This is a genomic window from Macrococcus bovicus, assembly GCF_004359575.1.
GTDB classification, from domain to species: domain Bacteria; phylum Bacillota; class Bacilli; order Staphylococcales; family Staphylococcaceae; genus Macrococcus; species Macrococcus bovicus.
The window spans coordinates 73,746-88,486 of the sequence record NZ_SCWF01000001.1; the positions used below are offsets into that span (position 1 = coordinate 73,746).

At 47.5% G+C, this 14,741-nt stretch carries 12 protein-coding genes; all 12 read right to left on the reverse strand.

Going from position 1 to position 14,741, the window contains the following annotated elements; all coding sequences use genetic code 11:
- Positions 1-9: 9 nt before the first annotated feature.
- Positions 10-1,347 carry a branched-chain amino acid transport system II carrier protein gene (gene brnQ, locus ERX55_RS00410; protein ID WP_133450611.1) on the reverse strand — a complete coding sequence of 446 codons (1,338 nt, stop codon included), beginning with the start codon at positions 1,345-1,347 and terminating at the stop codon, positions 10-12.
- An 89-nt stretch (positions 1,348-1,436) separates the two neighbouring features.
- Positions 1,437-3,272, reverse strand: a complete 1,836-nt coding sequence (locus tag ERX55_RS00415) for a nitric oxide reductase activation protein NorD (RefSeq protein WP_133450612.1) — start codon at positions 3,270-3,272, stop codon at positions 1,437-1,439.
- Positions 3,272-4,054: an ATP-binding protein gene (locus tag ERX55_RS00420; RefSeq protein ID WP_424960672.1), complete on the reverse strand. Its 783-nt coding sequence runs from the start codon at positions 4,052-4,054 to the stop codon at positions 3,272-3,274. The genes ERX55_RS00415 and ERX55_RS00420 overlap by 1 nt, the downstream gene beginning before the upstream one ends.
- Positions 4,055-4,095: 41 nt before the next feature.
- Positions 4,096-4,299 carry a DUF6501 family protein gene (locus tag ERX55_RS00425; protein ID WP_133450614.1) on the reverse strand — a complete coding sequence of 68 codons (204 nt, stop codon included), beginning with the start codon at positions 4,297-4,299 and terminating at the stop codon, positions 4,096-4,098.
- Positions 4,299-5,240: a VOC family protein gene (locus tag ERX55_RS00430; RefSeq protein ID WP_133450615.1), complete on the reverse strand. Its 942-nt coding sequence runs from the start codon at positions 5,238-5,240 to the stop codon at positions 4,299-4,301. Before ERX55_RS00430 ends, ERX55_RS00425 begins: the two co-directional genes overlap by 1 nt.
- Before the next feature lie 44 nt (positions 5,241-5,284).
- A complete protein-coding gene (gene odhB / locus ERX55_RS00435) occupies positions 5,285-6,514 on the reverse strand; it encodes a 2-oxoglutarate dehydrogenase complex dihydrolipoyllysine-residue succinyltransferase (RefSeq protein WP_133450616.1) in 1,230 nt (409 codons plus the stop codon).
- A gap of 13 nt (positions 6,515-6,527) precedes the next feature.
- The gene (locus tag ERX55_RS00440; protein ID WP_133450617.1) at positions 6,528-9,281 is read right to left on the reverse strand and encodes a 2-oxoglutarate dehydrogenase E1 component; all 2,754 of its coding nucleotides are present in this window, start codon (positions 9,279-9,281) and stop codon (positions 6,528-6,530) included.
- 99 nt (positions 9,282-9,380) lie between these two features.
- Positions 9,381-10,748: a sensor histidine kinase gene (locus ERX55_RS00445; RefSeq protein ID WP_133450618.1), complete on the reverse strand. Its 1,368-nt coding sequence runs from the start codon at positions 10,746-10,748 to the stop codon at positions 9,381-9,383.
- Entirely contained in the window at positions 10,745-11,404 is a 660-nt protein-coding gene (locus ERX55_RS00450; protein ID WP_133450619.1) for a response regulator transcription factor, read from the reverse strand. Before ERX55_RS00450 ends, ERX55_RS00445 begins: the two co-directional genes overlap by 4 nt.
- Positions 11,405-11,575: 171 nt before the next feature.
- Positions 11,576-12,196, reverse strand: coding sequence for a phosphatase PAP2 family protein (locus ERX55_RS00455; RefSeq protein ID WP_133450620.1), 621 nt, complete (start codon positions 12,194-12,196; stop codon positions 11,576-11,578).
- A gap of 12 nt (positions 12,197-12,208) precedes the next feature.
- Positions 12,209-13,216: an undecaprenyldiphospho-muramoylpentapeptide beta-N-acetylglucosaminyltransferase gene (locus ERX55_RS00460; RefSeq protein ID WP_243721433.1), complete on the reverse strand. Its 1,008-nt coding sequence runs from the start codon at positions 13,214-13,216 to the stop codon at positions 12,209-12,211.
- A 62-nt stretch (positions 13,217-13,278) separates the two neighbouring features.
- The gene (locus ERX55_RS00465; protein WP_165983663.1) at positions 13,279-14,736 is read right to left on the reverse strand and encodes a S41 family peptidase; all 1,458 of its coding nucleotides are present in this window, start codon (positions 14,734-14,736) and stop codon (positions 13,279-13,281) included.
- Positions 14,737-14,741 lie beyond the last annotated feature (5 nt).

Consider the following 14,741-nt stretch of genomic DNA (forward strand, 5'->3'; position numbering starts at 1 on the left):
TCTGGTTTTTTAGTTGTATTTGATTTTAGGCTGCTTAGCACCAAAGATGAGTCCCAGCACATAGCCTGCTAAAGCGAAGAGCAGCCATTCCATCGACTGTGCCTTTAATGGCAGATGGTCCATAACCGGCAGACTCAGCAGTCCGATATCTTTACTGGATAACACTGATAGAATAGCGATAACAGTTACAAAGGCCATCGCAATCTGATAAGACAATCTAGGTGTCGGTATGAATCTTGAGAGAACAATGAGCAGGACAAGTGTCATACCGATCGGATAAAGAACCAGCAGAACAGGTACTGAAGTGGCAATGACCTGCTGCAGACCCTGATTCGCTAACAACAGACTGAATAACGTAAAGATCACCACGTAGACTTTATAAGAAATCTTCGGGAAGATCTCATAGAAGTATTCACTGACGGCAACAATTAAGCCGATAGATGTTGTCAGACAGGCCAGCGTTACAATAACACCAATCAACACTTTACCGAAACCACCAAAGGCGTCATTTGCCATGTGCGTCAGCAAATAGGTTCTGATGTCCAGACCGTTTTGATCAATAAACGCCAGCTGCTCTGCTGATAGCGGATAATGGTTGCCCATCCAGCCGAGCGTCAGATAGATAAAGCCGAGTGCTGCTGCCGCAATAAGAGCGGCAAGAATGGTCGGTTTCAGGATCCCTGTCTCTCTCGTAAATCCTTTATCTTTAATCGCATTCAATACGATGACCGAGAAAGCGATGGCTGCGATGGCATCCATCGTCAGATAGCCTTCTGTGAATCCAGTGAAGAAACTGCCCGCACCTGATTTAAATGTCTCAGTATCAGTCGGTGTCGTGTCGTGACCTGCGAACATAAAGATCCCTCGAATAACGAGTAAGACAATTGAAACGAGCAGGACGGGTGTCAGAATAGCGCCGACCCGGTCAACCATTTTTGAAGGATTGATGGCAAGCCAGAGAGAAATGCCGAAATAAATTAATGTAAATAAGAATAAAGACAGTTTTGAAGGTCCACCAATAAACGGCACGAGCGCCATTTCATAAGATGTAGCACCTGTACGTGGAATTGCGAATAACGGGCCGATCGTCAAATAGATGGCGATCAGGAAGATGACGCCGAAGACAGGATGGACATTGCGTAATGCCGCCTTATAACCGCCTTCGTCAAATGCACCGGCAATGATGGTGATCAGCGGTATCCCTACCCCTGTCACGATAAATCCGATGATAGCAGGCCAGAAATACGTCCCGCTGATAAAGCCTAACTTAGGTGGGAAGATCAAGTTACCTGCGCCGAAAAAGATAGCAAATAACATAAACCCGACCACAACTATTTTTTTGTTCATAAACTTCCTCCTAACAGAAATGATTAATTGAAATCATAACACTTTAAAGGAATGAAGTCTATATTTTTCTGAAAATTAAAATTATTTAATTAGTGTAAAGATTGCAGCAGCAGTTTTTTCAGCAGCGGTGAGATAATGTAGGGCAGATTTTCTACACCTTCGACAAAGACACAGTAGTCATTGTAGATGTTTTTGATGGTGTTTTCCACTGCTTCTGAGATGGGTGTCTGACTGAGGAAGACATTGATGACGAATATGCCTTCACGTCTCAGCTTCATCACTGCTTCATGCGTATCGATGATACCATTAGATTCATATTCAAACGCCGAGGGTTCACCGTCTGAGAATACGATCAGAAACTTCTGCTTCTCGCTCCGTCTCTTCAGCATCTCCCCTGCCACTCTGATGGCCAGGCCGTCACGGTTATCATCCTGTGCCGCAATGGTCTCGATGCCGGGACCGGCCGCGGGACTTAAGGATTGCTGATAGCTGATCAGATAATCAAAGATATTCAGCTGGGCATGCTGGTCAGAACTGAAGGTGTCCTCATTAAAGGCGATGACCTCGTGACGGATCAGCAGCTTCTTCAGCGTCTCATGAAAGAGGACAATTCCTTTCTTCGTCTCTTCCAGCTTATCTTCCATGCTGTACGAAGCATCGACAAGCAGCGTGAATGTCGCATCCAGTTCTTTTGACTGCTGGTCCTCCTTGTAAAATACACGCTTCTGGTCATCTATGAACCAGTTGACAAGTTTACGGTCCAGCCGTCCCATTGCAAGCTGTCTGCGTGCATTCTCATTCTGATGCGCGATCGTCTTCTGTATGATGTTCGTCAGCTTCTTCACTTCTGACATGACTGCCTGCTGGCTGAGGCTATAATCCATGCGTGCACGTTCCGTTATTTTAGGGGTCCGCCATTCGATGGACACCCTTTCATTCTCAGTCCCCAGTTCTTCAGCGATATCGACACCTTCTCCATCTTTCTGAGAGGTGCTCTGTCCTCTCCCCGCTATGATCTCATCAGGTTCATCAGATGCATGCCCTTCCCGTGCATGATCACTTTCAGCACGGCTGTTCTGGCCTTCAGAGATTTCAGTCTGCATATAAGCCGACTGCGTCGATGACTGACTGGTCTTCGCCCTGACGTCCTCTGTCTCATCGGAGCCTGACGCACTATCATGACCGGAGAGTGCTGTTGCCTTCTCTTCCTTGAAGCGCTCGATATCTTCCAGCAGTTTGACCGGCAGATAGTAATAGTCATTCAGCATATCCTGCGTGAGGAGAGGCTCGATGAGGTACAGCAGACTGAGGGTCAGGTCGACTGTATCCGCCGTTGTCTTAAGTTCGAAGAGTGCGCTGAGACGCTGTCTGATCAGCGCATCAAATTCCTCACTGAAGTCTGTCTCAAAATCCAGTATGTTATCCGTCAGGACGGCACGCTCCAGCCTCAGAAACAACAGGTCGGTCGGCATCTTCTTCGTCTCATAAACTTTGATCTGACTGCTGTTCTGCTGACGCTTCAGGCGCATCCGTGTCCTGAAATACTTGGCTGCTGCAGGTCTGCTGTCTAGGACAACTTTCTGCAGACGATATTCCTCAAGCAGCATGAAGAGCTGGTTACGGAACTTGGTGAACGTCAGTTCTTCCGCCAGCAGCTCATGAATAGCCTGCTGGTCCATTGCCCGGTAACCGAGACCGTATAGCAGACAGTCGCTTTTTAGTGCATAGAGTTCATCCAGGTCCGAGCGGTGCTTCCATTTGAAGCTGACATTCAGGCTTTTCTCAAGCGGATCGTAATAGCCGAACTTCTGGAACTTGACCTTCACTTCGTTATCCTCCATGATGAGCTGTGCGAGGTCTGTCAGCATCATCAGCTGAGAGGCATCTATTTTCTCATCGTTGAACAGAATAAATTTATCACTCATCAGAAAGTCAGTTCCATCGCATTAATAATGGCCTGCTGTTCCCGCTCATCTTCCAGTTTATCGATAATGGCACGTTTCACTGCACGTTCAACCGGCATGATGGTTGTCAGGTCAGACAGGTCGAGCAGGGCCCGTATCGAACTCGCTTCTTCACTGATCTGCCCCTGTTCCGCCATCGTCACCAGGTCATGATTGAAGCGGACAAGCAGGTCGATCAGCGCATCATCCTGAAGCAGGGTCTGTGACTTGATGACTTCTTTCAGTGTATCACCGGAAATATAGTCCATGTCTATCACGACAAAACGGTTCTTGAGTGCTTCATTCATCGGTAAGGTGCCGACATAGCCGACATTGATGGCCGCAATCACAGCGAAGTCTTCTGCCGCGGTAATGACTTCACCTGTGAATGGATTGGTGATAGTGCGGCGGAAATCAAGCACGCCGTTTAATATCGGCAGTGTCTCCGGCTTTGCCATATTGATCTCATCGATATAGAGCAGGTGCCCTTCTTTCATCGCCTGGATGACAGGACCTTCCACGAATGTGATGACAGACTCGCCGTCCACTATTTCAATGGTCTTGAAGCCGAGCAGACTCTCAGCGTCCAGATCCACTGAACAGTTGATGCTGTGCATCGGACGGTCAAGCTCATGTCTCAGTGTTTCAGCGAGCTTTGTCTTGCCGGAGCCAGTCGGACCTTTCAGTAAGATATTCTTTCTCAGCTTCAGCATATTGAGGGCATCTGTCTTGATTGCTGTATCTTCATTCTGATATAAATTCATCGTAATCTCCTATCCACAATAAAAAAGGGCTTACGCCCTTTTTATACTTGCTCAAAATATTCTTTGTAATAGCCGCCTACTTTGCCGCTGTTATCTCTTATATGATAATACTCTTCTGTCTCGTTGACAACATCATAGACTTGGCCGACTGTCAGCATATCACTGACCTTATACTTCTTCGCATCCGTATGAATGACTTTCACTTTTGCAATCGGTGCTTGATCGTGCCATTCTTCATGTAACATTATAACGCATCCTTTCTGATAGGTTTCAGCTGGTCTGTGAGTGCCTGCCGTCTGTTTTCCAGATGGTCAGGCAGACTCAGGGACTGGCCCAGCGTATCGATCTCTTCATCGACTGTCAACCCAGGTTCATCTGTTCCTAATTCAAATAATACACCACTTAAGTCTCTGAAATAAAGTGATTTGAAATAATGACTGTCCACAATGCCTGAATGCTGTATCTCAGCTTTGTCGAGTAATTGCCGGGCCGATTCCAGGTCGCGCACTCTGAAAGCCGCGTGATGAATACCTGTCTGCACTGCCTGCTCTGTATGCTGCTGCAGCAGATGGATCTCCCCGCCATTGCCGCCTGTCGCCATTGAAAAGACCTGTACCGGTTCCTGAGAAGCGCGATGCATGTATTCACCGGTCCGTTCCAGCTGCAAGATCTGATGAAGGACAGAAGCTGTGATCAGGGAGTGCCTCACCGTTAACAGCACCGGCCCGACCCCGTAGATCTGATGGATGGACGCAACCGGGGACTCATCGTCAGGCGTACCTGCCTGCACACCGGTATTGGTCTCATCCGAAATCAGATAGACAAGACGGTCATCACAGTCATAGAAAGGCAGTGCATGTCTGCCGTTCAGCTGGATGACTGCATCATGCTTGACATTGAAATCATCAAAGCGCAGTTTATACGCATAAAGGCTGCGGTCGGTCGGTACGCGGAGACAATAGGCATAGATCGCATCGTTGCCGTCATTGAACGTGCCCTCGACAAAAGACAGCACTGTACCAGGCTGCCCTGTCCTATCCCCGAAGTAGAGATGAGGGACAGCAGGGTTCTGATGGTCAACAGTCTGTTTGACCAGCCTCATCCCTAAAATATGATGATAAAAGTCATAGCACTGCTGGATATCTTTTGTAAATGCTGTGATATGATGAATCCCTAATAGTTCCATTTCTTTTCCTCCATGAGATAAAGCCGGCGATTGCCGGCTCCAGATTAGCTTTCCAGTAATAAATCTTCTGGATTTTCAATTAATTCCTTGACTGTTTTCAGGAAGCCTACCGCTTCTTTACCATCAATGATACGGTGGTCATAGCTCAGTGCGATATACATCATCGGACGATTTTCCATACGCTCCTTATCAATAGCGATCGGTCGTGTCACGATAGAATGCATGCCCAGGATAGCCGCCTGTGTACCGTTGATGATCGGTGTCGACATAAGAGAGCCGAAGACCCCGCCATTTGTGATGGTGAAAGAACCATTCATCATATCATCAAGTCCGAGCTTTTTATCACGTGCTTTCACTGCAAGGTCATAGATACTGCCCTCAATTTCAGCAAAGTTCTTCTTGTCACAATCACGTACGACCGGTACAACCAGCCCTTCTTCCGTGGATACCGCGATACCGATATCATAGAACTGCTTCAGCACCAGGTCATCGCCATCTATTTCGGCGTTGACAGCCGGATATTTCTTCAAGGCAGCGACCACGGCTTTCGTGAAGAAGGACATGAAGCCGAGACGAGTGCCGTCATGGTCTTCCTGGAACTTGTCTTTCTTACGTTTACGGAGATCCATGACATTGGTCATATCCACTTCATTGAAGGTCGTGAGCATCGCAGTGTTCTGCGATACTTCCAGCAGTTTATTCGCGATTGTCTTACGGCGACGTGACATCTTCTCACGAATAACCGGTTTAGCAGGATTGTCGTTTTTAGCTGCAGGTGCCGGAGCAGGTGGCGCTGCCGGAGCGGGTGTTTTTGCTGCATGGTCAACATCATGACTTCTGATCAGACCGCGTGGATCCTTCGCATTGATCTCACTTAAATCGATCCCCTGCTCACGGGCACGTTTACGAGCTGACGGCGTCGCAACAATACGTTCCGCTTTAGATGCTTCTACAGCCTCTTCAACTGTCTCCGTTGCCTGTGGCTGTTCAGTCTGCGGTTGTTCAGTCTGCGCTTCTTCAGCTTTAGGTGCAGCTGAACCGTTTGCATCGACTATCGCAATGACTGATCCCACTTCAACTGTATCGCCTTCTGCTGCCTTAAGCTCAGTGACCACACCTGCTTCTTCAGAAATGACCTCAATATTGACCTTATCGGTTTCCAGCTCAACGATGTTCTCGCCTTTTTCAACGCGGTCGCCTACTTGCTTGAACCATGTGGAAATCGTTCCTTCTGTTATTGATTCTGCTAATTCTGGTACTCTGATCTCTGCCACTCTATTTTCCCCCTTAAATTGTTAAAGCATCCTGTATGATAGCGTTCTGGACTAATTTATGCACTTCATTGTCGCCTTCTGACGTACTTGAGCGTTTCACGCGGCCATAGTATTTGATGGATCTGCCTTTTGCAAGACGTTCCAGTTCCGGATAAATGTAATGCCATGCACCCTGATTCTCCGGTTCCTCCTGCACAAATCCGATTTCAGCTGCATTCTTCAGCTCGGTGAAGATCGTCTGGAGCGCTTCCTCCGGCAACGGATAGAGCTGTTCCAGACGGACAAGCGCTATTTCCTCATTCGGATTTTTCTCCAGTTCTGTATAGAGGTCGATTGCCATCTTGCCGCTCGCAATCAGGATCTTCTTCACTTTTGTCTTCTTGTAGCCCGCTGTGATGACCGGTCTGAAATGACCCTCTGTAAATTCACTGATCGGTCTGGATACATATGGATTTCTAAGCAGGCTCTTCGGTGTCATCAGCACCAGTGGCCGCATCTGCTCTGTATTCAGATAATGCGCCTGTTTCCGAAGCAGGTGGAAATAGTTGGCGGTACTTGTCAGATTTGCCACTGTCCAGTTATTTTCAGCTGCGAGCTGCAGGTAACGTTCCAATCTTGCTGATGAATGCTCAGGTCCCTGTCCTTCATATGCATGCGGCAGAAGTAAGGTCATACCTGATGTCTCGCCCCACTTCGCATGGGCACTTGAGATAAAATTATCAAACATCATCTGTGCCATGTTAGAGAAGTCCCCGTATTGCGCCTCCCATACGGTCATCGCATTTTTGTTCTGTACATTATAACCATAGTCAAAGCCGACGACAGCCGCTTCTGATAGCGGCGAGTTATGAATGTCAAATGATGCCTGTGCACCTTTAATATGTTTCAGCGGTGTATATTTCTCGCCTGTCTTCTCGTCACTGAGGACAGCATGACGCTGGGCAAAAGTGCCGCGCTCTGAGTCCTGACCGGTCAGACGCACCGGTTTACCGTCCTGAATGATCGTACCGAATGCGAGTAGCTCTGCATGACCCCAGTCGACCAGTCCGTCCTTCGTGAACGGGTCCTGACGACGCTCCAGAATCTTCGTCAACTTGCTGAAAGGCGTGAACCCTTCAGGATAAGTCAGCATATCCTGATTCAGCTGTTCGAGGACAGCAATATCTACACCCGTCTCAACGTCCGGCTGCCCAGCCGCAACCGCCTCCGGCATCGCCATCTCTATGTCAGTCTCTTTTTCATTTTTATCAATAGAATCGTGAGCCGTACGCAGCTCCTGTTCGACATTCCGGAAGATCTGGTTCATCTCATCTTCTGAAATGACCCCTTCAGCTACCAGCTTCTTGCCATATAGAATTTCGATCGACGGATGTGTTTTGATCTCCTTATACATCAACGGGTTCGTCACTGATGGCTCATCCATTTCATTATGGCCATAGCGGCGGTAACCTACCAGGTCAATCACAAAGTCGTGGTGGAACGTCTGACGGAACTTCATCGCCAGAATGATGACATCAATACATGCTTCAATATCATCTGCGTTGACATGAACAATCGGCATATCATAACCTTTTGCGATATCTGTTGCATAGTTAGTAGAACGTGAGTCCCAGCATTCAGTGGTGAAGCCGACACGGTTATTCGTGATGATATGAAGAGAACCGCCTGTTTTGTAGCCATCCAGGTTGCTCAGGTTCATGCTTTCGAAGTTGATGCCCTGACCCGGGAATGCGGCGTCACCGTGGACCAGTACAGCTAAAGATCGATTGATATCCTGCACTGGTGCATTGCCGTCAGTCGCATCCTGCACAGCGCGTGTCTTGCCGAGGACAACAGGTGCGACGATTTCGAGATGACTAGGATTTTTGGCAAGTTCAATCACCTGCTCACGACCGTAACGCGTCGTTGTCTTCGTGCCGCCGAGGTGATATTTCACATCACCCGTCCAGCCTCTTGAAATCTCCAGGCTGCCATCTTCCGGCAGAAACTTGAACGGATCGACATGCATGAATTCAGCCAGCATCATTTCGTATGGTTTCTCAAGAATATGTGTCAGCACGTTTAAGCGGCCGCGGTGTGCCATCCCGATCTGAATGTTGCCGATGTCACTTTTACTCGCCTCAGAAAGAACTGCTTCAAGCATCGGTACCAGCGCATCTACACCTTCAATAGAGAAACGTTTGGCGCCGACGAAGTTCTTATGGATATATTTTTCAAATCCCTCAACATGTGCCACGCTTTTAAGTAATTTGATCTTATCTTCCTTAGAGGCTGTCTGACGGCCCACCACTTCTATCTCGTTGATCAGCCAGTCCCGTTCATCTGCATTGTTGATATGAGACATCTCATAACCGGCCGTCCCCATATAGACTTCACTTAAGTGGCAGATTGCCTCGTAAGCATTACTGAACTGGGCTGCAAGCTTCTCTGAGACGATCGCAGCCGGCAGTGCGCTCAGATCCTCCTTTGTCAGGCCGAACTCTTCCAATGTCAGTTTCGGCAGATGCTCATATTCACGTTTATATAATGGATAAATATCGCCTTTTAAGTGGCCATACTTTCTGATATTATCAACTAACTGAATGACAGATTTCAGTTTGCCTGCATCCTCTACACTCGCATTGCCAGAAGCAAGTGCACCAAAAAGTGTCTGCAGTTCTTCTGTCACTGATGCGGGATCGTGATTATACTGATCCGCCATTTCCAGCAGATAACCTAGATTGGCACCGAAGCGGACAGGTGCTTCTTCAAGATTGCCTTTATTCATGCTGGTTCCCCCTTAATTTAAAGTAATAAAACGTTTACAACTCCTATTCTAGCACTGTGAATATTTATTTTGAAGAGTGAATAGACAAATTTTTAGAAATCAGAATGATGTCTCCGGAAACTGAATGATGACTTTCGTGTACTGTTCCCATTCACTCTCAATCTTGACCGTGCCGTTATAGCCTTCGATCATCTTCTTCGCAATCGACAGACCCAGCCCATTGCCGCCCATCTCACGCGATCTCGACTTATCCACCCGGTAGAAGCGGTCAAAAATATACGGTATGTCAGCAGGCGGTATACCGGTGCCGTGATCCACTATTTCAATCTGGACCACTTTATTCTTTTTGGTGGTCCGTATGATGATATGTTTATTCTTCTGATCATACTTGATGGCGTTATCCAGGAAGATCAGCAGCAGCTGTTCGAACTGATAGCGGTTGATGTGCAGCTTGAGCCCTTTATGGGGTGAGTGATATTCAAACTGGTAATCCGGATGAAGGTTTGCCAGTGATTTCAGTCTGGCGGCGATCTCCTCGTTGATATCGACCGCTTCTGTCTCCTGCCGCAGATTGGCACCTGTCTCTTTCGTGAGCAGCAGAAGTTCTTCCACTAACGTCGTGATCCTGTTCATCTCGCTGAGTGAGATATCGAGCGACTCCTCCAGTACTTCCGGCTTATGTTTACCCCACCGCTTAATCAGATTGAGATGGCCCTGAATAATCTGCAGGGGCGTGCGCAGCTCATGAGATGCATCCTCCACAAACTGTTTCTGCTGGTTAAAGGATGTCTCAAGCTGGGTCATCATATTGTTGAAGGTCTCAATCATATCATCCGTCTCATAATACCCTTTCGGCATCACAAGCCGGTTCTGGAAACCATCCCGCTGAATCTGCAGCATCTGATCGGAGATCCGCCTGATCGGTTTCGTGATCTGATTGGAAAAGAAGTAACTGATGACGGCTGAGACAAAGAGCGCGATAATGCCGAATATCGATGCAAAAATCACGACGACCTGTATATGTCTGTGATAGCTATCCAAGGGATGAATGATCGTCACAAAACCATTGAACCGGCTGGAATTGATTTCTGTCGTATAAGTGATATAACTGTCCTCACCGACATTCACCTCGACCGGTCGATTATGAACGGGAATCAGGTCAGGCTGATAGGTAATTTCACTGTCATTGTTGAAGGCGGCAATCTTCTTGCCGTCAGGGCCATAGATCATCAGCCGCTCACCTTCTGACATGGAGTTGCCGAAATCATCGGGCTGCACATCCGTGCCGAGCTTCTTCAGAATATTAGCCGATTTGACACTGCTGTCACGTGCAATCTGGCCCTCCTGATCCTTGAAGATAAGACCGACAATAAAAATGATGATCAGACTGAAAAGCATAAAGATGACAAAAGTGACAGTCGTCGTCGTGATGATCCACTGTGTCTTGAGTGAGGTTGATTGAGTCATCGAATAACGTAGCCTACCCCTCTGACTGTCTCTATCATCGTCTGCAGCTTGAACGGCTTTAATTTATTTCTGAGATAGCGGATATAGACATCGACCACATTCGTCTCCACCTCACTGTCATACCCCCAGACATGCGTGAGGATCTGCTCCCGTGTCAGCACACGGTTCCGATTTTCGGCCAGCAGTTTCAGCAGTTCAAATTCTGTCTTGGTCAACTCCAGATTGGTTGCACCGACAAATGCTTTGAAGGCATCGCCATCGATCGACAGTTCACCGATACGTAATGCGTCCGTCTCTTCACTGCGGCGCATGATGACACGGAGTCTCGCTAACAGCTCTTCTATGTCAAACGGTTTGACGATATAATCATCAGCACCGTGATCCAGACCGACCACTTTATCATGGGTGTCCCCTTTAGCCGTAATCATGATAATCGGCGTCTCCTTGACATTCCTCACTTTCCTGCAGACCTCCAGTCCGTTCATCTTAGGCAGCATCAAGTCGAGCAGAATACAGTCATAGTGGCCGGCAAGTGCGAGTTTCAGACCGTGTTCGCCGTCGTTGGCAATCTCCACTTCATATTCTGCATAAGTCAGCTCAAGCTCCAAGAAACGTGCTAAGTTCTGTTCATCTTCAATAATAAGTATTTTACGCATAACCTTCACCTCATTTATCTAATCAAATCATAGCAAAACCCCTGAAATAAAACAAAGAACCTGACAGGGCTGTCAGGTTCTTTAATGGGCATAAAGGGGGTTACTGTGAAATTGATTCCGGTATAGAGGGGGAACTCTTAATTGAGAATCACTTTCAATTACTATTATAACTTATTGAGAACGATTGTCAATTAGTTTATTCAAAAAAACTTGCGCCAGCAGAATACAGATGACGCCGCCCAGCATGCCGGCGATGACATCAGTAGGATAATGGACACCCAGATAGACGCGTGAACTGGAGATCATCAGGACAGTGAAGACAGCGAGCCCTATGATGTAAGGCTTATACTGAGACTCACTGCGGCTGACCAGAAAGGCGATACTGCCAAAGAATGTGGCAGAACCCATGGCATGGCCACTCGGAAAACTGAAACCGGTTATATCGATGAGTCGCAGTAAGGTCGGACGCTCACGGTCGAAGATGTTCTTCAGAATCGGATTGAGTGCGCCAGATAGCATCATGGCAAGGGCAAAGAACAGGGCTTCTATCTTCATGCGCTTCAGCATTAAATAGCAGACGACCAGCAATGACAGAAGAATCATACTCCAGACTTCACCTATCGTCGTATAGCCCAGCATTATAGAAGTTGTAATAAAGCTTTCAGAAGAATAAATAAATTCATATACTTCGTTATCAATCCATTTGCCGAGACGTGATTCATGGAAAAAAGCAATCATGCCGAAGATAAATGAAAAGATGAGAATAAGAGAGATGCGCTGTTTCTGAGACATACGTGTACTCCTTTAACTGATATCTTGTAATATTTTGTCGAGCAGCGTTGCAGCTGTATAACTCACGCCTGCCCTGCTCATCGCCGTGATATAGTCACTCTGAGAAGCATCAAGCGCTTCAATCTTCTCAGGTAACGCTTCGATGTGACTCTCGTCAAGCACAGCAGCATAGCCTGCCTGCTGGAAGAGCTTGGCATTATCAATCTGATCGCCGCGACTCTGATCAAGTCCAAGAGGAATCAGCAGCATCGGCTTCTTCAGCGCAAGAAACTCAAAAATAGCATTGGCGCCCGCTCGTGACACAATCAGATCGGTTATCGCATAGAGGTGGGGCAGCTCTTCTTTAACAAATTCAAACTGCTGGTACCCCTCCTCATTGAGTGAAGTGTCTGTAAGACCTTTACCCGTTATATGGATGATCTGATAGTCGCGGAGTAATCTTTTCAGATTTTTTCTGACGGCATCATTGATCAGCTTGGAACCCAGACTACCGCCCATCACAAGAATGACTTTACGCTCTCGGTTAAAGCCGGTCAGCTTATAGCCTTCCGCTTCTTCACCAGTCAACAGATCAGGTCTGATGATACTGCCGATATAGTCAGCTTTGGCAGCCGGCACATAACGAAGCGTCTCCTGAAACGTCGTATAGAGCTTCGTAGCAAATTTCAGGGCAATCTTATTGGCGAGGCCCGGTGTCACATCTGATTCATGGATGATGGTCCTGATGTTCAGGATTTTCGCCGCAATCACAACAGGTACCGAGACGAAGCCGCCTTTAGAAAAGACCACATCGGGTTTTTCACGGCGGAGAATGACCAGGGCGTCCAGCACACCCTTTTGCACCCTGATTAAATCCTTGGCATTTTCGGCAGATAAATAACGACGTAACTTGCCGCTTGATATTGCGTAATATTGCGTGTGCGGAAACTGAGAAGTCATCATCTCTCTCTCAATTCCTTGTTTTGAGCCGATATAAATGGTCTCAAAGTTTCTGGCTTCTGCTTCCGGGATGAGCGCCATGTTCACAGCAACGTGGCCGATCGTCCCCCCGCCTGTAAATGCGATTTTCACTGTCTACACCTCTATTTCATCGTATTGACCAGGTTTTCAGCACCTTTAAGCTGTGGATCATTCTTTTCCAGTTTCAGTCGTAATAATTCAGTGAATTTTTCAGTCGTCTTGCCCTGCATCGTGCCTGTCACTTCCAGGTGATGATCGGTCTGGAAGGCCTGCATGGCAGCGGCCGTGTCATCGTCAAACTGCGTATCGACTTTACCGACATCGTATCCCAGTGCTGAAAGACCTGTCTCAAGTGACTTCACCTGGCTGTTCTTAGTGCCTGAAGCGAAGGTATCAGATGGATTCAGCACATGACTGTTGGCATAGGCAGGCAGCTCAATTTTTTTATCCGGCTGGATACCCTTCTTATGGATCCAGGTCTTGTCCGGCGTCAGCCATTTCATCTCGGTGAATTTAAGCAGTGAATCGTCCTTGAAAGGGGTTGCTGTCTGGACAATCCCTTTACCGAATGACTTCGTCCCTGCTATGCGCGCCTTATCATGATCATGGAGAGCGGCCGCAAAGACCTCAGACGCACTAGCTGAACCTTCATTCAGCACAATCACCGTCGGCAGGTCACGCGTAATCGGATTTGCTGGATTGTCACTCTTATAAGGGGTCAGCTTGCCATCTTTCGGTTCCGTATAGAAGAGGACATCATCCTTTGGAATGAATTCCCCGGCCATTTTCTGCGCTTCTTCCAGATAGCCGCCTGGATTGTTTCTGAAGTCGAGAATCAGTTTCTTCATCCCTTTTTTATTCATATCAGACAGTGCCTGGTGGAACTCCCGGGCTGTGCCTTCCTGAAATTTAGAGACTGTGATGAGCGCCGTCTTGTTTTTCAGCATCTTGCTTTCGACACTTTCCAGATGGATTTTTCCACGTTTGATGGCCAGTTTGAAAGGTTCGCCGTTGCCGCGTCTAAGCGTCAGATGCACTGTCGTGCCTGACTCACCACGGATCTGCTCAATGACATCGACCGTCTTCATGCCGACAGCTGATTTGCCGTTGACCGCGATAATTTCATCGCCAGGCTTAACGCCCGCTTTATAGGCCGGTGAATCTTTCAACGGGCTCGTGATGATGATTTTGTCGCCTTCCTCACTGACTTCTGCGCCTATTCCCTGAAAATCACCGCTCATCGTATCGGTGAATGCCTGCTGCTCTTCTTTTGTCATATATTCACTGTAGGGATCATCAAGTCCGCTTACCATGCCTTTGATCGCACTGTCAATCAGCTTTGATTTATCCACATTTTTATAATAATGATCGTCCAGTGTATTATAGACCTCATATAACTTCAGGAATTCCGACCGTTTAGGGGCCTCATTTTCAACGGTGGTCTGATTACCGCCGATAAGCGCAAAAGTGGTGATTGCTGCCGTCAGAATAATTGCGCCGATCACTGTCATAATATACTTGAACAGGCTGATGGTGACTTTCTTCTCCTGCTTTTCTTTTTCCTCAATTTCGTTTGTCAAGTTAT